At 63.8% G+C, this 19,798-nt stretch carries 19 protein-coding genes; 7 read left to right on the forward strand and 12 right to left on the reverse strand.

Going from position 1 to position 19,798, the window contains the following annotated elements:
- Positions 1-29 precede the first annotated feature (29 nt).
- From BN1969_RS05820 to BN1969_RS05845, 6 genes are all read right to left on the reverse strand, one after another.
- Positions 30-2,273: a DNA gyrase subunit A gene (locus BN1969_RS05820; RefSeq protein WP_050623440.1), complete on the reverse strand. Its 2,244-nt coding sequence runs from the start codon at positions 2,271-2,273 to the stop codon at positions 30-32.
- A 65-nt stretch (positions 2,274-2,338) separates the two neighbouring features.
- Positions 2,339-2,716, reverse strand: coding sequence for a hypothetical protein (locus BN1969_RS05825; RefSeq protein ID WP_050623441.1), 378 nt, complete (start codon positions 2,714-2,716; stop codon positions 2,339-2,341).
- Between the two features lies 1 nt (position 2,717).
- Complete coding sequence (sdaAA, locus tag BN1969_RS05830) at positions 2,718-3,581, reverse strand: L-serine ammonia-lyase, iron-sulfur-dependent, subunit alpha (RefSeq protein WP_050625404.1); 864 nt, start codon at positions 3,579-3,581, stop codon at positions 2,718-2,720.
- Positions 3,581-4,258, reverse strand: coding sequence for an L-serine ammonia-lyase, iron-sulfur-dependent subunit beta (gene sdaAB, locus BN1969_RS05835; protein WP_050623442.1), 678 nt, complete (start codon positions 4,256-4,258; stop codon positions 3,581-3,583). Before sdaAB ends, sdaAA begins: the two co-directional genes overlap by 1 nt.
- Positions 4,259-4,281: 23 nt before the next feature.
- The gene (locus tag BN1969_RS05840) at positions 4,282-4,548 is read right to left on the reverse strand and encodes a hypothetical protein (protein WP_050623443.1); all 267 of its coding nucleotides are present in this window, start codon (positions 4,546-4,548) and stop codon (positions 4,282-4,284) included.
- 32 nt (positions 4,549-4,580) lie between these two features.
- Positions 4,581-6,563 (reverse strand): DNA gyrase/topoisomerase IV subunit B, encoded by a 1,983-nt coding sequence (locus BN1969_RS05845; protein ID WP_050623444.1) that lies wholly within the window; start codon positions 6,561-6,563, stop codon positions 4,581-4,583.
- A 215-nt stretch (positions 6,564-6,778) separates the two neighbouring features.
- Between BN1969_RS05845 and BN1969_RS05850 the strand changes: the two genes are divergently transcribed.
- Complete coding sequence (locus BN1969_RS05850) at positions 6,779-7,258, forward strand: hypothetical protein (RefSeq protein ID WP_050623445.1); 480 nt, start codon at positions 6,779-6,781, stop codon at positions 7,256-7,258.
- A gap of 44 nt (positions 7,259-7,302) precedes the next feature.
- Here the strand turns inward: BN1969_RS05850 and BN1969_RS05855 are convergent, their stop codons facing one another.
- Both BN1969_RS05855 and BN1969_RS05860 read right to left on the reverse strand, forming a co-directional pair.
- Positions 7,303-9,450: a Tex family protein gene (locus tag BN1969_RS05855; protein WP_050623446.1), complete on the reverse strand. Its 2,148-nt coding sequence runs from the start codon at positions 9,448-9,450 to the stop codon at positions 7,303-7,305.
- Positions 9,451-9,522: 72 nt separating this feature from the next.
- Positions 9,523-10,020 (reverse strand): hypothetical protein, encoded by a 498-nt coding sequence (locus BN1969_RS05860; RefSeq protein WP_050623447.1) that lies wholly within the window; start codon positions 10,018-10,020, stop codon positions 9,523-9,525.
- A 678-nt stretch (positions 10,021-10,698) separates the two neighbouring features.
- On the opposite strand from BN1969_RS05860, the gene BN1969_RS05865 reads away from it, so the two are divergent.
- From BN1969_RS05865 to BN1969_RS05890, 6 genes are all read left to right on the forward strand, one after another.
- Entirely contained in the window at positions 10,699-10,926 is a 228-nt protein-coding gene (locus BN1969_RS05865) for a type II toxin-antitoxin system RelB family anti-toxin (protein WP_050623448.1), read from the forward strand.
- Positions 10,927-11,216: 290 nt separating this feature from the next.
- Complete coding sequence (locus tag BN1969_RS05870) at positions 11,217-12,161, forward strand: hypothetical protein (RefSeq protein WP_077138705.1); 945 nt, start codon at positions 11,217-11,219, stop codon at positions 12,159-12,161.
- A gap of 27 nt (positions 12,162-12,188) precedes the next feature.
- Positions 12,189-12,914, forward strand: a complete 726-nt coding sequence (locus tag BN1969_RS05875) for an NAD-dependent protein deacylase (protein ID WP_050623450.1) — start codon at positions 12,189-12,191, stop codon at positions 12,912-12,914.
- Between the two features lie 9 nt (positions 12,915-12,923).
- Positions 12,924-14,180: a zinc ribbon domain-containing protein gene (locus BN1969_RS05880; protein ID WP_077138706.1), complete on the forward strand. Its 1,257-nt coding sequence runs from the start codon at positions 12,924-12,926 to the stop codon at positions 14,178-14,180.
- Between the two features lie 305 nt (positions 14,181-14,485).
- Positions 14,486-14,980, forward strand: coding sequence for an RNA polymerase sigma factor (locus BN1969_RS05885; protein WP_050623451.1), 495 nt, complete (start codon positions 14,486-14,488; stop codon positions 14,978-14,980).
- Complete coding sequence (locus BN1969_RS05890) at positions 14,970-15,719, forward strand: zf-HC2 domain-containing protein (protein ID WP_050623452.1); 750 nt, start codon at positions 14,970-14,972, stop codon at positions 15,717-15,719. Before BN1969_RS05885 ends, BN1969_RS05890 begins: the two co-directional genes overlap by 11 nt.
- A gap of 91 nt (positions 15,720-15,810) precedes the next feature.
- On the opposite strand, the gene BN1969_RS05895 is transcribed toward BN1969_RS05890, so the two are convergent.
- The 4 genes from BN1969_RS05895 to BN1969_RS05910 are packed head-to-tail and all read right to left on the reverse strand — an operon-like array spanning position 15,811 to position 19,641.
- The gene (locus tag BN1969_RS05895; RefSeq protein ID WP_050623453.1) at positions 15,811-16,509 is read right to left on the reverse strand and encodes an ABC transporter ATP-binding protein; all 699 of its coding nucleotides are present in this window, start codon (positions 16,507-16,509) and stop codon (positions 15,811-15,813) included.
- Complete coding sequence (locus BN1969_RS05900) at positions 16,496-17,350, reverse strand: ABC transporter ATP-binding protein (protein WP_050623454.1); 855 nt, start codon at positions 17,348-17,350, stop codon at positions 16,496-16,498. Before BN1969_RS05900 ends, BN1969_RS05895 begins: the two co-directional genes overlap by 14 nt.
- Positions 17,347-18,717, reverse strand: a complete 1,371-nt coding sequence (locus BN1969_RS05905) for a branched-chain amino acid ABC transporter permease (RefSeq protein WP_050623455.1) — start codon at positions 18,715-18,717, stop codon at positions 17,347-17,349. The genes BN1969_RS05900 and BN1969_RS05905 overlap by 4 nt, the downstream gene beginning before the upstream one ends.
- Positions 18,718-18,732: 15 nt before the next feature.
- Entirely contained in the window at positions 18,733-19,641 is a 909-nt protein-coding gene (locus BN1969_RS05910) for a branched-chain amino acid ABC transporter permease (RefSeq protein WP_050623456.1), read from the reverse strand.
- Positions 19,642-19,798 lie beyond the last annotated feature (157 nt).

Consider the following 19,798-nt stretch of genomic DNA (forward strand, 5'->3'; position numbering starts at 1 on the left):
CGGCGCGGCGGCTGCCCGGGACGGTGGTGTTACAGCAGGGTCATCTGCTCCTCTCCCCGGTCGGGCTCCCGAAGGAGGGCTCCCGCAATGGGCAGGGAGCGGGCCCGGTAGCGGGCGGCGTTGCGGATGGGGGTCTGAGCCAGGGGCAGGGCCTTCTCCACCCGGTATTTAGGCTTGAGGGACATGACGTTGACCCCCTGGGTGGTGCGGGTAGTCTTGGGGGAGAGGGCGGAGGTGTGGAAGATCATGCAGCGCCCCTCGGTGGAGTAGACCGCCATCTCCTGGTCCTCCTCCAGCAGGAAGGCGGAGACCAGGGGGGCCTTGTCGGAATAGGCCCCGGTGAGCTTTTTCCGGCGGGTCTGGGTCTGGTAGGCGGACAGTTCCACCCGGGCCGCCTTGCCGTTGTCAAAGAAGAAGAGCAGCTGGCGGCGGTAGTCCCCGGGGATGCAGGCCCAGACCACCCGCTCCTCCTGGTCCATGGCAAGCTTGGTGGGCAGGTAGTCCCCCAGCACGCTGGCCTTGGTGTCCTCAAATTCGCTGAGCCGGGTCTTATAGCACTGCTGCCTGTCGGTAAAGACCAGCAGCTCGTCCCGGTTGGAGGCCTCCCAGGTAAGGAAGGGGCCGTCGCCGTCCTTATACTTCTGCTCGCCGGACATCCGCAGGGACTGGGGGGTGATTTTCTTCAGATATCCCTCCCGGGACAGGAAGAGATTCACCGGGTAGTCGGGGACCTCCTCCTCAGCGGTGAGCAGCTCCTCGGTCTGGTGGTCATAGACGATATCGGTGCGGCGGGGGAGGGCGTACTTTTTCTTGACTTGCTCCAGCTCACCGATGATGACCTGACGGATACGGCGGGGGCTGTTCACCAGGTCCTGGAGGTCAGCGATCTCCTCCTCCAGGGAGTCCACCTCCTGGGTGCGCTTGAGGATGTACTCCTTGTTGATGTTCCGCAGGCGGATGTCGGCTACGAACTCGGCCTGGATCTGGTCAATGCCAAAGCCGATCATCAGGTTGGGCACTACCTCCGCGTCCTCCTCGGTCTCCCGGATGATGCGGATGGCCCGGTCGATGTCCAGCAGGATGCGCTTGAGGCCCTTGAGCAGGTGCAGCTTCTCCTGCTTCTTCTTCAGGGAGAAGTATGTGCGGCGGCGCACGCAGTCGCTGCGCCAGGCGGTCCACTCCTCCAGGATCTCCCGCACCCCCATCACCCGGGGCATCCCGGCGATGAGGATGTTGAAGTTGCAGGACTGGCTGTCCATCAGGGGGGTGGACTTGAACAGCTTGGCCATCAGCTTGTCCGGGTCAGTGCCCCGCTTCAGGTCGATAGTCAGCTTCAGGCCGGACAGGTCGGTCTCGTCCCGCATGTCGGCGATCTCACGGATCTTGCCCGACTTGATGAGCTCAGCCACCTTGTCCATGATGGCCTCCACGGTGGTGGAGTAGGGGATCTCGTAGACCTCGATGATGTTGTCCGCCTTGAGGTAGCGCCACTTGGCGCGCACCTTGAAGGAGCCCCGTCCGGTGCGGTAGATGGAGGCCAGCTCCGAGGCGTCGTAGAGCAGTTCACCGCCGGTGGGCAGGTCGGGGGCCTTCAGGGTGGACATGAGATCGTGGTCCGGGTCCTTCAGATAGGCGATGGTGGTGTCGCACACCTCCCCCAGGTTGAAGCCGCACAGGTTGCTGGCCATGCCAACGGCGATGCCCTGGTTGGCGGAGACCAGCACGTTGGGAAAGGTGGTGGGCAGGAGGGTGGGCTCCTTCAGCTTGCCGTCGTAGTTGTCCACAAAGTCCACGGTGTCCTGGTCGATGTCCCGAAACAGCTCGGCGCAGATGGGGTCCAGCCGCACCTCGGTGTATCGGCTGGCGGCCCAGGCCATGTCTCGGGAGTACACCTTTCCAAAGTTGCCCTTGGAGTCCACAAGGGGGTGGAGCAGGGCCCCGTAGCCCCGGGAGAGGCGGACCAAGGTGTCGTAGATGGCGGCGTCCCCGTGAGGGTTGAGCTTCATGGTCTGGCCTACTACGTTAGCGCTCTTGGTACGGGCCCCGCCCAGCAGTTTCATCTGATACATGGTGTAGAGCAGCTTCCGGTGGGAGGGCTTGAAGCCGTCGATCTCCGGGATGGCCCGGGAGACGATGACCGACATGGCATAGGGCATATAGTTGATCTCCAGCGTCTCGGTGATGGGCTGCTCCAGCACCTCGGCCCGCAGGCCCATGACGTTGGGGTTGGTTACCTTGGGTTTGGTCTCGTCGGGGTTTTTCTTCTTTGGCATAGGGATATCCGTCCTATCTTCTGCCCCAGCTTAGGGGGACATTTTCAATCAAACACTGAAAGAGATCACGCATCTGCCCGATATAGAGGGATCAGGCTGGCAAAACAAATGCTCAAAGATCCAAAGATTTGAGTACATAAAATAAGATCCTGGTCGAACCGCAGAAAAAACCACAGAAGAAAACCTGTGGGGCAGAGCGTTCCATTGAGCAAAAACAGAGCTCCGAGGATCTTTTTCCAGTAATCCCATACGGCGGAGGAAACTTTCCGACTTGTCCAGGCGGAAGGCATTCCGCTGGCCGTCAGAAAGGATACACCGAATAACAGAGAGAAAATGGTCATGCAGGCGTACAGAGCGGGGAGAGAGGGAAAACTGTGTGAGAAGACATTCAGAAAAGCGATGGATGCCAGTGTATAAAAAAAGAGATGTGTGAGCCGTTTCATATCACCCCTCCTTGGGTGCGTACGCCATCCCAAAGGGCGTTGCGGCCAGGCCGCCCTTTCCCGTCTCCCGGAGGGAGGGGGGCAGGGAACGGCCCACCTCTGCCATGGCCTCCAGAACCTGGTCTGGGGGGACCCGGCTCTCGATGCCGGCCAGAGCCATCTGGGCCGCCGAAAGGGCGTCCATGGCCCCGATGACGTTGCGCTTGACGCAGGGGACCTCCACCAGCCCGCCCACAGGATCGCACACCAGCCCCAGCAGATTCTTCACAGCCATGGCGCAGGCGTGAGCCATCATGGAGGGAGTGCCGCCCCGGAGGTGGACCAGGGCGGGGGCGGCCATGGCGGCGGCAGAGCCGATCTCCGCCTGACAGCCGCCCTCGGCCCCGGAGATGGAGGCCCGGGCGGCGATGACCATTCCGAAGCCGGAGGCCACATACAGGGCCTGGACCAGCTGCTCCCTGGAGAGAGAGAAGTGCCGGGCGCAGGGGAGGAGCACCGCGGGCAGCACGCCGCAGGCCCCCGCCGTGGGGGCGGCCACGATGCGCTTCATGCAGGCGTTGCACTCCCCCATCCGCAGAGCCCCGGCCATCACCTGGGAGAGAAGGGGGCCGCACAGGGGGTCCCCGGCGGCGTACAGGGTCATTTTGGCCCCGTCACCCCCAGACAGGCCGCTGTGGGAGCGGTCCTGGGCCTGATAGCTCTCGTCCGCCTGCACCATGGCGTCCAGCATGGCCCCCATCCGCTCCAGAGAGCGGGCGCGGGGCAGGTCCTGCCGCCGGCAGTCGGATTCCAGAATGTTTTCCCAGAGGGGCAGGCCGGACTGTTCCGTATCCTGGAGCATCTGGGCGATGGAGTCAAAGGCGATCAAAGGGGCACCTCCTGTTCTTCCGGGGTGTAGCGGGTGACCCGCAGGATGCCGGGCAGGGCCCGCACGTCCCGGGCGGCGTCCTCGGGGATGGGCTGGTCGCACTCGATGACCATGACGGCGCTGCCGCCCCGGCCGCCCCGATTGAGCTGGAGGGTGGCCACGTTGAGGCCCCGCCCGGCCAGCACGCCGGTGACCTGACTGACGCAGCCGGGCTGGTCGGTGTTGTGGACCACCAGGGTGGGCAGCTCCCCGCTGAAGGAGGTGTGCAGTCCATCCACCTGAAAGACCCGGATGCGCCCGCCCCCAGGGGAGGAGGCCCCCACCTCCAGCTGTCCGCCCCCGGCATCCTCAAGACGGATGAGGGCGCTGTTGGGGTGGACGTCCCGCAGGACGCAGGTGCCGAAGGAGAAGGACAGCCCCCGCTCCCGGGCCAGACGGAAGCTGTCTGGGACCCGGCCGTCGGCCGGGGAGAGGCCCAGCAGCCCGGCCACCAGGGCCTGGTGGGTGCCGTGGCCCTCTCCGGTGGAGGCAAAGGAGCCGTGGAGCAGCAGCTGGGCCCGGACGGGCTCCTGCCCCAGCAGAGCCCGGGCCATGCGGCCGATGCGCACCGCCCCCGCCGTGTGGGAGCTGGAGGGCCCCACCATGACGGGACCCAGGATGTCGAACAGGTTCATAGGTGTGTTCCTCCGCTGCGATCTCATGTGAAGTAAAGCAATAAAAGAAAGAGAAACATCAGGCAGGAAAGGCCGATCACAAAGCGCCCCAGCCATCTGGCCAGCCGACGGCGGTCCTCCGGCGTGTCGTCGGCAAGTCGCCTGCCGTTTTTGACCAGATAGATGCCTCCGTTCTTAAAATAGCAGAGGGCCTGAATTGCAGCGTCAGTCCTGTACAGGATGATGCCCAGCAGGAGAAAGAAGATACACAGGATGGAAAATCCAAACATCACAATGGAATCGTCTGACATTGGGCCTCTCCCTGCCGCTCGTGATGAGATGATTACGAGATGTCCGCCAGCTCCAGATATTTGTAGCCGTTGTCCGCGATGTGGCTCTTGCGCCCCTGGAGGTCATCCCCCAGCAGCAGGTCAAAGACCTGGGCGGTGCGCTCCACGTCCTCCGGCATCACCTTGATGAGCCGGCGGGTCTCAGGGTTCATGGTGGTCAGCCACATCATATCGGGCTCGTTCTCGCCCAGGCCCTTGGAGCGCTGCACATCGCACTTTTTTCCCTCCAGAGAGGCGACGATGTCGTTTTTTTCCTTGTCTGAGTAGGCAAACCAGGTCTTTTCCTTACAGGTGATCTCGTACAGGGGGGACTCCGCGATGTAGACATAGCCCTGCTGGATCAGGGTGGGGGTTAGACGGTAGAGCATGGTGAGGATCAGGGTGCGGATCTGGAAGCCGTCCACGTCGGCATCGGTGCAGATGACCACCTTGTTCCAGCGCAGGCTGTCCAGGTCAAAGGAGGCCAGGTCCTTCACGTGCTTGTCCTGGACCTCCACTCCGCAGCCCATGACCTTGAGCAGGTCGGTAATGATCTCGTTTTTGAAGATCTTGGCGTAATCCGCCTTGAGGCAGTTGAGGATCTTGCCCCGGACGGGCATAATGCCCTGGTACTCCGCGTCCCGGCTGAGCTTCACCGCCCCCATGGCGGAGTCTCCCTCCACGATGTAGAGCTCCCGGCGGGACACGTCCTTGGTGCGGCAGTCCACGAACTTCTGCACCCGGTTGGAGATGTCCATGGAGCCGGACAGCTTCTTTTTGATGTTCAGGCGGGTCTTTTCCGCGGTCTCCCGGCTGCGCTTGTTGATGAGCACCTGCTCGCAGATCTTGTCTGCGTCGAAGGGGTTCTCGATGAAATAGACCTCCAGCTGGGCGCGGAGGAAATCGGTCATAGCCTCCTGGACGAATTTGTTGTTGATGGCCTTTTTAGTCTGGTTCTCGTAGCTGGTCTGGGTGGAGAAGTTGTTGGAGACCAGCACCAGGCAGTCCTGGATGTCGTTGAAGCTGATCTTGCCCTCCGACTTCTGGTACTTGCCCAGCTGCTTGAGCCGGGCGTCGATGGCGGAGACGAGGGCGGATTTCATGGCCTTCTCCGGGCTGCCCCCGTGCTCCAGCCAGGAGGAGTTGTGGTAGTGCTCCACGATGGACACCCGGTTGGAGAAGCAGAAGGAGACCGACAGCTTCACCTTGTACTCCGGCTTGTCCTCCCGGTCCCGGCCCTTCCGCTCGGTCTGCCAAAACACCGGCTGGGTCAGGGGATTTTCCCCGGCCAGTTCAGTGACATAGTCCAGGATGCCGTTGTCATAGCGGAAGTCGGTGGTCTCGAACTTCCCACCGGTCTGGTTGCGGAAGCGGAAGGTGACGCCGGAGTTGACCACAGCCTGGCGCTTCATCACGTCCAGGTAGTACTCCACGGGGATGTCGATGTCGGTAAAGACCTCCAGGTCGGGCTTCCAGCGGAAGGTGGAGCCCGTCTTTCTGCCCCGGTCAGTGGGTTCTTTGTGGAGCCCGCCGATATTCTCCCCCTTCTCAAAGTGGAGGGTGTATTTGGAGCCGTCCCGGTAGATGGTTGCGTCGAAATACTCGCTGGCGTACTGGGTGGCGCAGGAGCCCAGGCCGTTGAGGCCCAGGGAATACTCATAGTTGTCGCCGTCCCCGCCGTACTTGCCGCCGGCGTACAGCTCACAGAACACCAGCTCCCAGTTGTAGCGCTGCTCCTTTTCGTTCCAGTCCACCGGACAGCCCCGGCCGAAGTCCTCCACCTGGATGGACTTGTCCTCGAACCGGGTGACGATGATGAGATCGCCGTGGCCCTCCCGGGCCTCGTCGATGGCGTTGGACATGATCTCAAACACGGCATGCTCGCAGCCCTCCAGCCCGTCGGAGCCGAAGATGACGCCGGGGCGCTTGCGGACCCGGTCGGCCCCTTTTAGGGCGGAGATGGATTCGTTGCCGTAGCTGGGTTTCTTCTGAGCCATAGTAATAAAGATCCCTCACAGTACAATGCGGCGCGGGACCGCGCAAAATAACAATTATAATAATACCCCATTTGGGCGGAGAAAGTCAAGAAAAGGGCGGAGCGGCCCGGGACAGAAAAAAGAGGCTGGGAGACAGACAAAAAGGGAAAGAATGGACGGGGCGGGAATAAAAAGAGGGGAAATGCCCCAGACTGAGGAGGAAAGGGGCGGGATCTTTGGAGAATTTCTGGGTAGCCGAGGAGAGCGAGGGCATCGGGGAGGCGGTGCGCCGGCAGCTGGGGGAGCGGGACCGGCGCACGGCAGCGGGAGGATCACCCTGGCTGCTGGTGGTCTCCCCCCGGGCAGCGGAGCGGAGGAGGCAGCTGCCCACTGGGGGCCGGACGGTGCTTCTGCCCGGCGGAGCGGGGGGGCTGCTCTCCGGGCTGGACCCCGCGGCGGCGGTAAGCTACGGCACCGGGCCCAGGGACACCCTGACCCTGTCCAGCCGGGAGGGGCGGCAGCTGTGGTGCGCCATCCAGCGGGAGCTGGTGACGGTGGAGGGACGGGTGGTGGAGCGGCAGGAGCTGCCCCTCCGCCTGCCGGATCACATGTCTCCCCTGTCTGTACTGGCGGCGGCGGGGGCCCTGCTGCTGCTGGGGGTGCCCCCGGAGGAGCTGGGCCGGGACCGCGGGGCGGTCAGGGGCGGAAAGGGATGAAAGACCGGCGGCCGGAGGTGTCCCCTCCGGCCGCCGCACCCGTGTTACGGTTTTTTCATGGTCAGGCTGATGCGCTTTTTCTTCTCGTCCACCTCCAGAACCCACACCGTGACCACATCTCCCACGGAAAGCAGCTGGGAGGGGTGCTTCACCCGCTGGGGCAGCTTGCTGATGTGGACCAGCCCATCCTGATGGACCCCGATGTCCACAAATGCCCCGAAGTCGATGACGTTGCGCACCGTCCCCTGGAGCTCCATCCCGGGCTTCAGGTCCCGGGCCTCCATCACATCGGTGCGCAGGATGGGGGCGGGCAGCTCGTCCCGGGGGTCCCGGCCGGGCTTCATCAGCTCCTTGATGATGTCCGCCAGGGTGGGGACGCCCACGCCGCACACCCGGGCCAGCGCCTCCAGGCCCATGGCCTCCGCCTTCTCCTTCAGGGCCCCCATGGCCCCCGCCCTGACGTCGGACAGGGTGTAGCCGCACTGGGCCAGCAGCGCCTCCGCGGCGGCGTAGCTCTCCGGATGGACACCGGTGTTGTCCAGAACGGAGGCGCTCTCCGGCACCCGCAGGAAGCCGGCGCACTGCTCAAAGGCCTTGGGGCCCAGCTTGGGCACCTTCAGGACCTGCCTGCGGGTGGTGAAGGCCCCGTTCTCCTCCCGGTATTTCACCAGGTTTTTGGCAGTGGCGGCGGTGAGGCCGGACACCCGCTGGAGCAGGGAGGGGGAGGCGGTGTTCACATCCACGCCCACCGCGTTGACGCAGTCCTCCACCACGCCGTCCAGGGCCTCGCCCAGCCGGGCCTGGGGCATGTCGTGCTGGTACTGGCCCACGCCGATGGCCTTAGGGTCGATCTTCACCAGCTCAGCCAGAGGGTCCTGGAGCCGCCGGGCGATGGACACGGCGGAGCGCAGGTTCACATCGTACTCAGGGAACTCCTCGGCGGCCAGCTTGGAGGCGGAGTAGACCGAGGCCCCGGCCTCGCTGACGATCATATAGCTCAGGCCGCCCCCCAGTCTGTGGATCAGCTCCACCGCCATCTGCTCGGTCTCCCGGCTGGCGGTGCCGTTGCCGATGGCGATGTGCTCCACGCCGTGCTTTCTCACCAGATGGGACAGCTTGGCGATGGCCTCCTGTTTCTGCCGCTCCCCATAGGTGGGGTAGACTACCGCCGTGTCCAGCACCTTGCCGGTGCCGTCCACCACCGCCACCTTGCAGCCCATGCGGTAGCCCGGGTCCAGCCCCATGGTGACCCGCCCCTTCACCGGGGGCTGCATCAGCAGGGGCTTCAGGTTCAGGGCGAAGTTGTGGATGGCACCCTCGTCCGCCTGCTCAGTGAGGTGGGCGCGGATCTCCCGCTCCATGGAGGGCTGGATCAGGCGGTCATAGGCGTCGTCCGCCGCCGCCCGGACAAAGTCCATGCAGGCCGCGCCGGGCACCACGGCCCGGCGCACCGCCACGTGGGCGGTCTCCGGGTCCAGCTCCACCGTGACCTTGAGCACCCCCTCCCGCTCACCTCGGTTGACGGCCAGCACCTGGTGGCCCTGGGCCCGGCCCACCGGGACCTTGAAGTCATAGTACAGGCGGTAGACCGTGTCCTCCGGCTCCTTGGCCGCAGCCCGGGAGGCCAGCATGCCCCGGCGCAGATACAGCTGCCGCAGCTCCCTGCGGATGTCAGCGTCGTCGGAGATCTCCTCGGCCAGGATGTCACTGGCCCCCTGGAGGGCGTCCTCCGCCGTCTCCACCCCCTTGTCCGGGTCCAGAAAGTCCAGGGCCGCCTGACGGGGGTCCACCGCCGGGCCCTGAGCGGAGAGCAGCCGGGCCAGGGGTTCCAGCCCCTTCTCCCGGGCGATGGTGGCCCGGGTGCGCCGCTTCTGCTTATAGGGGCGGTACAGGTCCTCCACCTCCGCCAGAGTGGCGGCCGCAGCGATGGCGTCGGAGAGCTCCTGGGTGAGCTTGCCCTGGTTCTCGATAGCGGCGGCGACCTCCCCCTTCCGGGCCTCCAGGTTCCGCAGGTACTGAAGGCGGTCCGCCAGCCGGCGCAGCAGCTGGTCGTCCATGGAGCCGTGGAGCTCCTTGCGGTAGCGGGCGATAAAAGGGATGGTGGCACCCTCGTCGATGAGGGTCACCACATTTTGTACATGCTCCGGAGAGCGTTCCAGCTCCCGGGCGAGCGTTTGAAGGATGGCGTCCATGCAAAAGTCTCCTTGGTTCAGAAATCCCTCCCAGTGTAACCGAATTGGAAGAAAAAGTCCAGGGGGAAAGGGTCACCAGGTGATATGGATCTCCCACTGGTCCCACTCCCCGTCCCAGGTGAGAGTGAGAAAACAGTCCTCCGCCTGAACGGCCTCCCCTTCCCGGAGCCCCCAGACGACCGTGTAGTCCTGGTTCTGGTCCAGCATCTGGAAGCGGCCCAGAGACTGGTCCGGCCTGTGGCGGAGGCAGTAGAGAGGATGGGGGCCCGGGTCATCCGCGAAGCGGACGATGCCCGTCCGGGCGGTGGAGGAGCACTCGCTGTGCATGCCGGTCCTGATGTCCAGCATGGAGACGCCGTCGGAGTGACAGTGGCGGTAGACGGACAGGGGCTCCAGATAGCCGCCCCTGGTGTCCAAGATGTAGGTCTCGCCGTTGCTGATGAAGTAGTCCTGGCACAGGGGGCAGAAGGCACCGTTGGACACGACGAAGTACAGGCCGGTGACCAGAAGGAAAAGCGCGGTCAGCCCCAGGACCATAACGTCGAATTTGGTGGGCTTGAATTTTTTCATCCGGATTCCTCCCTCAAAGACAACAGTTTTCTGTAAAGCACGCCCTCCTGCAGAGCCCGGTGCCCCTGTCGGGCGGCGTGCCGTTTTCCCCAAAGCCTTCCCCCTCTGGGGGGAAGGTGTCACGGCGCTTGCCGTGACGGATGAGGGGTCTTCCTTCCCGTGTCCCAGCCGTGGGATGGCGAAAGGGGTTCCGCCCTGCGGGGCGGGTCCCTTTCCCAGCGATGGGAAAGGAACCAAAGGATCGCCGGGGGACACTCCCGGCGGGACCACGGCTCCACGTGCGTTCCGCCTGGGTCCCACAGTCCGCTTTCCCCCGGTCCCCCAGGCACGTGAGCCACCGAGCGGAGTTGTCTGAAACCTGACCGGCGCGGCAATGCTTTCGCACTGACCAGCGCCTTGCGCCGCTGCCGCTGATGCCCTGCGTCATTTGGGTCCATGCGCTGTGCCAGCTTTGCGCCTAGTGTTTCCGGCCTGGCAGGGGTTGCGGCCCCCTGTTCGCGTTGCTGCCGCGAGTGCGTTCAATGGGAGCGGCCCAACGATAATCTTGCACATTTGCTCAAGATACATGATATAAGAGGGAGGGCTGTCCAGGAAGATATTCACAATGCATATATATGCAGTTTGAATATCTGGTAAAAAATCTCAGTCAATTTATAATGATATGCAGAGGTTTAGCTTATGAACTCTGCATATCACCGCCTATACAGAACATTAGGCATCAATATTGCCTATTATCGAAATATGAAAGATATGAGTCAGGAACAGCTCGGAGACAGGTTGGAGATCGACCAGAGCCATGTCAGCAAAATCGAGAGGGCTTCCATCGGGATATCCATGGATATGCTGTGTGACATTGCAAAGGAACTGGGGGTAGAACCGTACCTCCTGCTGAAACCGAAGGATTGAAAAGGAAAATAAAGTTGGGACCGGGCCGTCTGCATCACCAGACGGCCCGGTCCTATTGTTTTGTGCCGCCCCTAAAGCCTTCCCCCCTCAGGGGGGAAGGTGTCACGGCGGATGCCGTGACGGATGAGGGGTCTTTCTTTCCGCGTCCCAGTCACAGGATAGGGAAAGGGGGTCCGCCCTGCGGGGCGGACCCCCTTTCCCCTGAATCTCCCACTGTCCCCGAGGAGAAAACCATGGTATAATGAAGGACAAGAGACCCCTGAAACAAAGACAGAACAGGAGGGACTGCTGTGAGGACATTGGAGGATATCAACGCCGAGCTGGAGCAGGTGCGGCAGAAGCTGGACCGGGCCTGGAAGCTGTCCGCCGTGATGGAGGATCTGAAGGCCCAGCATGAGGAGCGCAAGCGGGCGGCGGAGGAGGCACTGAAGGTGCTGTACCGGGAGCAGGAGGATGTGGAGGAGCTGGAGCGGCTCTCCTTTGCCTCCTTCCTGGCCAGAATTCGGGGGGAGCAGGCGGAACGGCTGGACCAAGAGCGGAGGGAGGCGGTGGCGGCCAAAGCCCGCTATGACGCGGCCCGCCGTGATCTGGAGGATCTGGAGGCCCGCTTTCAGGCGGCCCAGAAGGAGCGGGCGGGTCTGGAGGGCCTGAGGGGGCGCTGGAAGGCCCTGATGGAGGAGAAGGAGGAACTGCTCTGCCAGGCGGGAGGGGAGCGGGCGAAGCGCCTGATCCAGATCGGCTGTGATCTGGACAGCCTGGGCTCCCAGATCCGGGAGCTGGATGAGGCCATATGTGCGGGGAAAGATGTGGGCTATGCTCTGGACCAGATGATCGGCCAGCTGGACTCGGCGGCAGGCTGGGGCACCTGGGACATCCTGGGGGGCGGCATGCTGGCCACCATGGCCAAGCATGGACGTATGAACGATGCGCAAAACGCGGCTTTCCAAGCCCGACAGGCCATAAGCCGCTTCCGCACCGAGCTGGCCGACGTGTCCCAGCTCCGGGTGCCCGACCTTCAGGTGGGGGAGTTCACTTCCTTTGCGGACTATTTCTTCGACGGATTGTTCGTGGACCTGTACATCCAGGACAAGATCGGGACGGCCCGGCGTTCCGCGGAAGAGACGGCGGCCCAGGTGGAGGACCTGCTCTCCCAGCTGCGCCGGGAGCGGGACCGGACAGCGGAGCGGGCCGCCGAGCTGGAGCGGGAGCGGGAGAGACTGCTGGCCGGCATGTGAGGACAGCGGCCAGGAAGGAGCATGGATATGGAACAGGAGCAGAGGACCCTGCAGAAATGGGTCGATGAGAGCAGACGCATCGTCTTTTTCGGCGGGGCGGGCGTGAGCACGGAGTCGGGCATCCCCGACTTCCGCAGTGTGGACGGGCTGTATCACCAGAAGTATGACTATCCCCCGGAGGAGATCCTCAGCCGCAGCTTTTTTGATGCCCGGCCGGAGGAATTTTACCGCTTTTACCGGGAGAAGATGCTCTGCCTGGACGCCCAGCCCAACCCGGCCCACCGGAAGCTGGCGGAGCTGGAGGCGGCGGGGAAGCTGACCAGTGTGGTGACCCAGAACATCGACGGACTGCACCAGCGGGCGGGCTCCCGGCGGGTGTGGGAGCTCCACGGAAGCGTCCACCGCAACCACTGCATGAGGTGCGGCAGGGCCTATCCCGTGGAGTTCGTGCGGGACAGCGGAGGTGTGCCCCGATGTGCCTGCGGGGGCATCGTCAAGCCCGATGTGGTGCTCTATGAGGAGCAGCTGGACGGGCATACCCTGCAGGGGGCTCTTTCGGACATCCAGGGGGCGGATATGCTCATCATCGGCGGCACTTCACTGGCGGTGTACCCCGCCGCCAGCCTGGTGAACTACTACCGGGGGCACCGCCTGGTGCTCATCAACAAGTCCCCCACCCCCTACGACGCCCACGCCGACCTGGTGATCGCCGGCCCCATCGGGGAGATCCTGGGCGGCGTAGCGGTGGTGTGAGGGCGCGGGATGAAAAACGGCCGCCTGTTTGAGCTGCTCTATCTGCTGGTGGAGCGCCGCGCCCTCACCGCCGGGGAGCTGGCGGAGCGCTTCGAGGTGTCGGAGCGGACCATCTACCGGGACGTGGACGCCCTTTCCGCCGCCGGTGTGCCGGTCTATACCCAGCGGGGACAGGGGGGCGGCATCCGCCTGATGGATCAGTTCGTGCTGGACCGCTGCCTCCTCTCCCCCAGGGAGCAGGATGAGGTGCTCTTTGCCCTGCGGGCCCTGCTGTCCACCGGCGGGCTGGAGGGGGCGGAGGCCCTGGAACGGCTGTCCGCCCTGTTCCGGCGGGAGGCGGAGGGCTGGGTGGAGGTGGACTTCACCGACTGGGGCAGCGGGGAGCAGGAGAGGGAGAATTTCCGCATCGTGAGGGAAGGCATCCTGGGGCGCCGCCTGCTGGATTTCACCTACTACGCCTCCTCCGGCACCCGCACCCGCCGCAGGGTGGAGCCGGGCAAGCTGGTGTTCAAATCCGGCTGCTGGTATCTCCAGGCATTCTGTCTTGCCAGGAGGGACTGGAGGATTTTTCGACTTGCGCGGATGGAGGGGCTGTGTCTGGAACGGGAGGGCTTTCCTCCCAGACGGCCGCCGGAGCAGCTGGAGGTTCCTTCCCCGGAACAGCGGCAGAATGGGACCCTGACCCTCCGTTTTGCCCCCTCCGCGGCCTGGCGGGTGCGGGACTATTTTGCCCCGGGCCAGATCCGGGCGGGAGAGGACGGCTGCCTGCTGGTGGAGTGTGACTTTCCTCAGGACAGGTGGCTGCTGGGCTTTCTTCTCTCTTTCGGAGACCAGGTGGAGGTGCTCGCCCCTGCCTCTTGGCGGGAGGTCCTGAGCCGGACTGGGAAAAAGATCGCGTCCCTGTATGAAACTGGACATTCCGTGTCAGGTATCCAGGCGTATCCTGAGGGCACAGAGGAGGGGAGCACCCCTCCCGAACAAAAGGAGGAACCTGATATGGAAGAGCGGATCTTTTGCCAGTGCTGCGGCATGCCCCTGGATGCCCCCGAGGACATGGGGAGCAACGCCGACGGAAGCCCCAACCGGGATTACTGCCGCTGGTGCTATCAGAGGGGCGCATTCACCGCGCCGGAGGCCACAGTGGAGGACATGATCGCCTTTGACCTGAAATTCAATGAGGAGAACGGACATCCCTTCGGCCCCCAGGAGGAGGCGGAGAGGCTCCTGCGGGCCTGGCTCCCCACCTTGAAGCGGTGGCGGAAGTAGGAAATGGAAATTGGGGCAGGGCCTGCGGCTGGCCGGCTTTTCTCCGTGCAGGGTGTCGGGCGCATGATATGCGCCCCTGCGAAATAGACGGAGCCCTACGCCTCCCCCAAGGGGGAAGGCGTGGGGGCGTCCTTCTGCGGGGCCGGATCAACAGGATGGACAGGCCCCCCCTCTCTGAGGGAGGTGTAAAAACAGCTGCTTCCGGGGCGGCCCTGACGGACGGAGCCCTCCGCAAACAAAAAACGGGCGGATCTTGTAACAGATCCGCCCCTTGGCCGTTATACAGACAGAGGGGAGGGAGCCCGTTGGACTTTGGACGCATCTATGAGGAATACTTCCGGGAGCTTCAGCGGTACCTCCTGAGCCTGTGCCGGGACAGCCGAATAGCGGAGGAACTGACCCAGGAGACCTTTTTCCGGGCCGTCCGCTCCGCCGGGCAGTTCCGGGAGGGGAGCGACCTGCGGGCCTGGCTGTACACCATTGCCCGGAACGTGTTCCTGGACCAGGCGCGGCGGAAGCGGAACACCGAGATCCAGCTGCCCCGGGAGCTGCCGGACACGGCGGGAGTCACTTTGACGGAGGCGCTGGAGGACCGGGAGGAGGCCCTGCGGCTCCACTGCCTGCTCCACGGCCTGGGGGAGCCTTACAAGGAGGTGTTCCATCTGCGGGTGTTCGGGGAACTGCCCTTTGGGGACATCGCCCGGGTATTTGGGCGGACGGAGAGCTGGGCGCGGGTGACCTTTTATCGGGCCAAGCAGAAGATCATCGCGGGATTGGAGGAGGAGAAGCATGGCGGATAGACCCATGGGCTGCGGGGTGATCCAGGATCTGCTGCCCCTGTATGTGGACGGCGCGGCGGGGGAGGAGTCCCGGGCCCTGGTGGAGGAGCATCTCAGATCCTGCCCCGTCTGCCACCGGGAGCTGGAGCAGCTGCGGGGGCGGGTGGTCCTTCCGCCGGAGACGGACGGAGGGGAGGTCCGGGCCTGGGAGAAGGGCATCCGACGCCGGCTGGAGCGGCGGGTGACGGCCGCAGCCGCCGGGGTGGCGCTGCTGCTCATTGCCGCCATGCTGGCGGCCTCCCAGTTCGTCCGCTTCGGGATACCGGGCTGGCAGCTGGCGGAGCGGGACCGGGGAGAGGAGGGGCAGCCGGTGGTGCTGTCAGAGGCGCGGAACGGGGACATGGCCTTTTTCCTCTATCAGGAGGGCTCCAGCCTGCGCTACACCTACTATGAAAACGAGCCTGGGCTGGACTTCGGCTATCACTTTCGGGCCAGCGGCACCGGCCATGAGGAGACCGGGGTGTATGTGGTGCAGCACGGGGAGACGCTGCTGGTGGTCTCGCTGAACCGAGTGGAGGAGGTGGAGGGGATCGAGGTGACCGACCCGGAGAGCGGCACGGTCCGGCAGACATATCCGGTGGCCCCGGGGGAGCCCTTCGCGGTGCTGGTGACTCTGGGAGAAGGGGCGGAGGACTTGGCCCTCCGGGCAGTGGACCGCAGGGGGGAGACCGTTCCCTTTGAGAACTACTACGTGCGGTGAATGGGAACGAAACCGCAGAAAAAGCAGGGGCAGGACAATACAAAATGTATTGTCCTGCCCCTGCTTTACGATTTGGATAGAGACTGGGTTCTCAGGTGCCCAGATAGGCCTTCTTCACGTCCTCGTTTTTCAGCAGATCCCGGCCGGAGCCGGTAAGGGTGATGCGGCCGGTCTCCAGCACATAGCCCAGGTCCGCGATCTTCAGGGCCATGTTGGCGTTCTGCTCGATGAGCAGCACGGTGACCCCCTGCTTGTTGATCTCCTGGATGATCTCAAAGATCCCCTTGACCACCAGGGGGGCCAGCCCCAGGGAGGGCTCATCCATCATGATGATCTTCGGCCGGGACATGAGGGCCCGGGCCACGGCCAGCATCTGCTGCTCACCGCCGGACAGGGTGCCCGCCGCCTGCCAGGAGCGCTCCTTCAGCCGGGGAAACAGATCGTACACCCAGTTCAGGTCGTCTTCCAGGTCGTCCTTCCGCAGATAGGCCCCGATCTTCAGATTCTCCACCACCGACAGGTCGGGAAACACCCGGCGTCCCTCGGGGACCAGGGTGACCCCCTTGGAGACGATGCGGTCGGGGGACAGACCGGTGATGTCCTCCCCCTGGAGATGGATGCGGCCGTGGGCGGGCTTTACCAGCCCGGCGATGGTGCGCAGGGTGGTGGACTTGCCTGCTCCGTTGGCGCCGATCAGGGTGACGATCTGCCGCTCGGGCACTTCAAAGGTGATGCCCTTTACGGCCTCGATACCGCCATAGCTCACCTTCAGTTCATCAATCTTCAGCATCGTCTGCCACCCCCAAATATGCCTCGATGACCCGAGGATCGTTCTGGACCTCCGCCGGTGTGCCCTGGGCGATCTGCTTGCCGAAGTCCAGGACGTAAATGCGGTCGGAGATCCGCATGACCAGGTCCATGTGGTGCTCGATCATCAGGATGGACAGGTCGTACTCATCCCGGATCTTGTGGATGAAATCGGTGAGTTCCTGGGTCTCCTGGGGGTTCATGCCGGCGGCCGGCTCGTCCAGGAGCAGGAGCTTGGGGGCAGTGGCCAGGGCCCGGGCGATCTCCAGATGGCGCTGGAGGCCATAGGGCAGGGAGCCGGCCACCTCGTCCTTCAGGTGGGCCAGGTTCTGCTCCTCCAGCAGGGACATGGCCTCCTCCCGCATCCGCTTCTCCTCCGCCCTGTTGAGGCGGAAGGCGGCCGAAAACACGTTCTGCCTGGCACGCATGTGCTTGGCGATGAGCACGTTTTCAAATACCGTCAGGGCCGAGAACAGGCGGATGTTCTGAAAGGTACGGGCGATGCCCTTCTGGGTGATCCGGTCCGGGGTGGGGGAGAGGACCTGGGAAAACATACCCTGGTTCTCCCCCTGATAGAGCTTCTGCATTCTGCCTTGGGGGTGGTTTTCCACTATGGGTTCTCCCAGAAAGGAGATCCGCCCGTTGGTGGGCTCATACACTCCGGTGATGCAGTTGAAGGCAGTGGTCTTGCCGGCGCCATTGGGGCCGATCAGAGCCACGATCTCCCCTTGGTTCACCTCCAGGGACAGGTCGTTCACCGCCACCACGCCGCCGAACTGCATGGTGACGTGCTCCAGCCGGAGGACATTTTCCACTTGGCTCATTTCACCGCCCCCTTTCCGGACGCCTTGCGGCGGGCAAACAGAATGTCAGAGAATTCCTTGTCCCCCATTATGCCCCGGCGGAAGAAGAGGACCACGATCATGATGATGACCGAGAAGACCACCATGCGGAAGCCGGTGCGCAGCAGGGGAACGGTGAGGGAGCCGCTGATGATGAAGAAAGCCAGCCAGACCAGCAGGGCCAGGGCCGCCAGGGAGACCAGCAGCTCCTTCCAAACCTTTTTGGTGGTGCGGCGCTCCCGGCGGATCAGCAGGAGGGCCCCGCCGATGACCAGGGCGGCGAAGACCAGGATGAAGAGGATGCGCCGGGTGTCGGTAACGGAGGTGAAGGTCATGGGGCTGTCCAGAAAGCGCAGCCACCACTCGGCGCAGGCCACATACAGGAAGGTGGCCAGGCAGGAGCCGGAGATGGAGCCGATGCCGCCGATGACCACGATGAGCAGGATCTCATAGGTCATGGTGGAGGTGTACACCTTGGCCTGGGCGTTGTTGACGAACATGGCAAACAGGGCGCCCCCCACTCCGGCGAAGAAGGAAGAGATGCAGAAGGAGAGCATCTTGTGCTTGGCCAGGTTGATGCCCATGGCTTCGGCGGCGATCTCGTCCTCCCGGATGGCCTTGAAAGCCCGGCCGTAGGAGGAGTTGATGAGCATCACGATGACGATAATGCAGAGAATCGCGATGAGGAAGGGGAAGAAGGTGGACAGGCGGAGGAACACCTTCCCGCTCCCGTCGGTGAGGTTGAAGTTGTTGAAGGAGGGGATCTGAGTGATCATATTGGCGCCGTTGGTGACGGGCCCAAGGGCCTGCCACTGGAACACCGCCCGGATGATCTCTGCAAAGCCCAGGGTGGCGATGGCCAGGTAGTCGCTCTTCAGACGCAGCACAGGCAGGCCGATGAGCCAGGCAAAGAGGGCGGCCACGCATCCGCCCAGCAGGATGGCCAGCAGCACCCCCAGGATCAGGCCCGCGGGGGTGTCCACCCCGCCGAACAGGTCAGGCAGGGAGAAGGGCACCGCTGAGCCCCCGTACAGGTAGTACACCGAATCTTTGGCGGAGACGGGGACGGTGAGGATGGCGTAGGTATAGGCGCCCAGCAGCATGAAGCCCGCCTGCCCCAGGGAGAACAGGCCGGTGAAGCCGTTGAGCAGGTTCATGGACACGGCCACCAGGGAGTAGACCGCCCCCTTTTTCAGTACAGTGAACAGCTGGCTGGTGGGCTGAAGGACAGCGGGGACGCTGGGCAGCAGGCTGCTCAGGTTCTCCAGCAGGACCACCAGCACCAGCACCACAGCGGCGAAGATCAGCCCCGCCGCGGCGCCCTTTTTGCTTTTTCTGTCTTGGATCATGTCGTCATTCCCTCCTTACACCTTGTCGGTGGCCTTTTCCCCGAAGAGGCCGGTGGGTTTGAAGACCAGGATGATGATGAGCAGGGCGAAGGTAAAGGCGTCCACGAAGGTGGTGGCGCCGTCAAAGGGCATGATCTTCACAAAGTTCTCACAGATGCCGATGAGAAAGGCCCCGATCACCGCTCCTGGAATGGAGCCGATGCCGCCGAACACCGCGGCCACGAAGGCCTTCAGGCCGGGCATGGCGCCCGCAGTGGGGACAATGGCGGGGTAGGTGGTGAAGTAGAGCATGGAGCCCACCGCAGCCAGGGCGGAGCCGATGACGAAGGTGACGGAGATCACCGAGTTGATCTTGATGCCCATGAGCTGGCTGGTCTCGAAATCCTTGGCCACAGCCCGCATGGCCATGCCCACCTTGGTATGGTTGATGAGCTGGGTGAGCACCAGCACCAGGGCGGCCACTAGGAAGGGGGTGAGGATGACCACCCACTTGATGGAGGTCCCCGCCAGGGAGATGGTGTCCGACAGGAAGGGAATGGAGGGGTAGGTCATGGGCTGGCCGCCGGTGATGTAGGTGGCCGAGTTCTGGAGCAGGTAGCTCACCCCGATGGCCGAGATCATTACGCTCATTCGGGGAGCGGAGCGCAGGGGCTTATAGGCTGCCCGCTCGATACAGAAGCCCAGGGCCACCGTCAGCGCCAGAACCAGCAGCAGGCTGACGGGGATGACGGCGGCGGGGGGCAGGTAGGCGGAGAGAAAGCTGCTGAGGTAGATGCCCAGCAGGCCGGCCACCATGAACACGTCGCCGTGGGCGAAGTTGATGAGGCGGAGGATGCCGTACACCATGGTGTAGCCAATGGCGATCAGGGCGTACTGTCCCCCCACCGAGATGCCGAAGAGCAGGGTGGAGACAAAAAATTCCATAGGGGTTCCTCCCATTTGCTGTTTTTCAGGCCGCAGGGCCTGGAGAGGCGGCGGAACGGTCTCTGTGGGACAGGTCTGGACTGTCTCAAAAAGAGGCGGGACTGCCTCCTTTTGAGGCGGCCCAGTCCGGTACGGCGGGGACCTGGAGGCCCCCGCC

The sequence above is a fragment of the Clostridium phoceensis genome (assembly GCF_001244495.1).
Classification (GTDB): Bacteria; Bacillota; Clostridia; order Oscillospirales; family Oscillospiraceae; genus Lawsonibacter; species Lawsonibacter asaccharolyticus.

Excerpts from the sequence above, each read along its gene's own strand:
- BN1969_RS05865 (WP_050623448.1), top strand. The coding sequence starts at position 10,699 with ATGAACTCTGCATATCACCGCCTATACAGAACATTAGGCATCAATATT.
- BN1969_RS05890 (WP_050623452.1), top strand. The coding sequence starts at position 14,970 with ATGGCGGATAGACCCATGGGCTGCGGGGTGATCCAGGATCTGCTGCCC.
- BN1969_RS05855 (WP_050623446.1), bottom strand. The coding sequence starts at position 9,450 with ATGGACGCCATCCTTCAAACGCTCGCCCGGGAGCTGGAACGCTCTCCG.
- BN1969_RS05895 (WP_050623453.1), bottom strand. The coding sequence starts at position 16,509 with ATGCTGAAGATTGATGAACTGAAGGTGAGCTATGGCGGTATCGAGGCC.
- BN1969_RS05905 (WP_050623455.1), bottom strand. The coding sequence starts at position 18,717 with ATGATCCAAGACAGAAAAAGCAAAAAGGGCGCCGCGGCGGGGCTGATC.
- BN1969_RS05840 (WP_050623443.1), bottom strand. The coding sequence starts at position 4,548 with ATGTCAGACGATTCCATTGTGATGTTTGGATTTTCCATCCTGTGTATC.
- BN1969_RS05900 (WP_050623454.1), bottom strand. The coding sequence starts at position 17,350 with ATGAGCCAAGTGGAAAATGTCCTCCGGCTGGAGCACGTCACCATGCAG.
- BN1969_RS05880 (WP_077138706.1), top strand. The coding sequence starts at position 12,924 with ATGAAAAACGGCCGCCTGTTTGAGCTGCTCTATCTGCTGGTGGAGCGC.
- BN1969_RS05875 (WP_050623450.1), top strand. The coding sequence starts at position 12,189 with ATGGAACAGGAGCAGAGGACCCTGCAGAAATGGGTCGATGAGAGCAGA.
- BN1969_RS05860 (WP_050623447.1), bottom strand. The coding sequence starts at position 10,020 with ATGAAAAAATTCAAGCCCACCAAATTCGACGTTATGGTCCTGGGGCTG.
- BN1969_RS05910 (WP_050623456.1), bottom strand. The coding sequence starts at position 19,641 with ATGGAATTTTTTGTCTCCACCCTGCTCTTCGGCATCTCGGTGGGGGGA.
- sdaAB (WP_050623442.1), bottom strand. The coding sequence starts at position 4,258 with ATGAACCTGTTCGACATCCTGGGTCCCGTCATGGTGGGGCCCTCCAGC.
- BN1969_RS05845 (WP_050623444.1), bottom strand. The coding sequence starts at position 6,563 with ATGGCTCAGAAGAAACCCAGCTACGGCAACGAATCCATCTCCGCCCTA.
- BN1969_RS05825 (WP_050623441.1), bottom strand. The coding sequence starts at position 2,716 with ATGAAACGGCTCACACATCTCTTTTTTTATACACTGGCATCCATCGCT.
- BN1969_RS05820 (WP_050623440.1), bottom strand. The coding sequence starts at position 2,273 with ATGCCAAAGAAGAAAAACCCCGACGAGACCAAACCCAAGGTAACCAAC.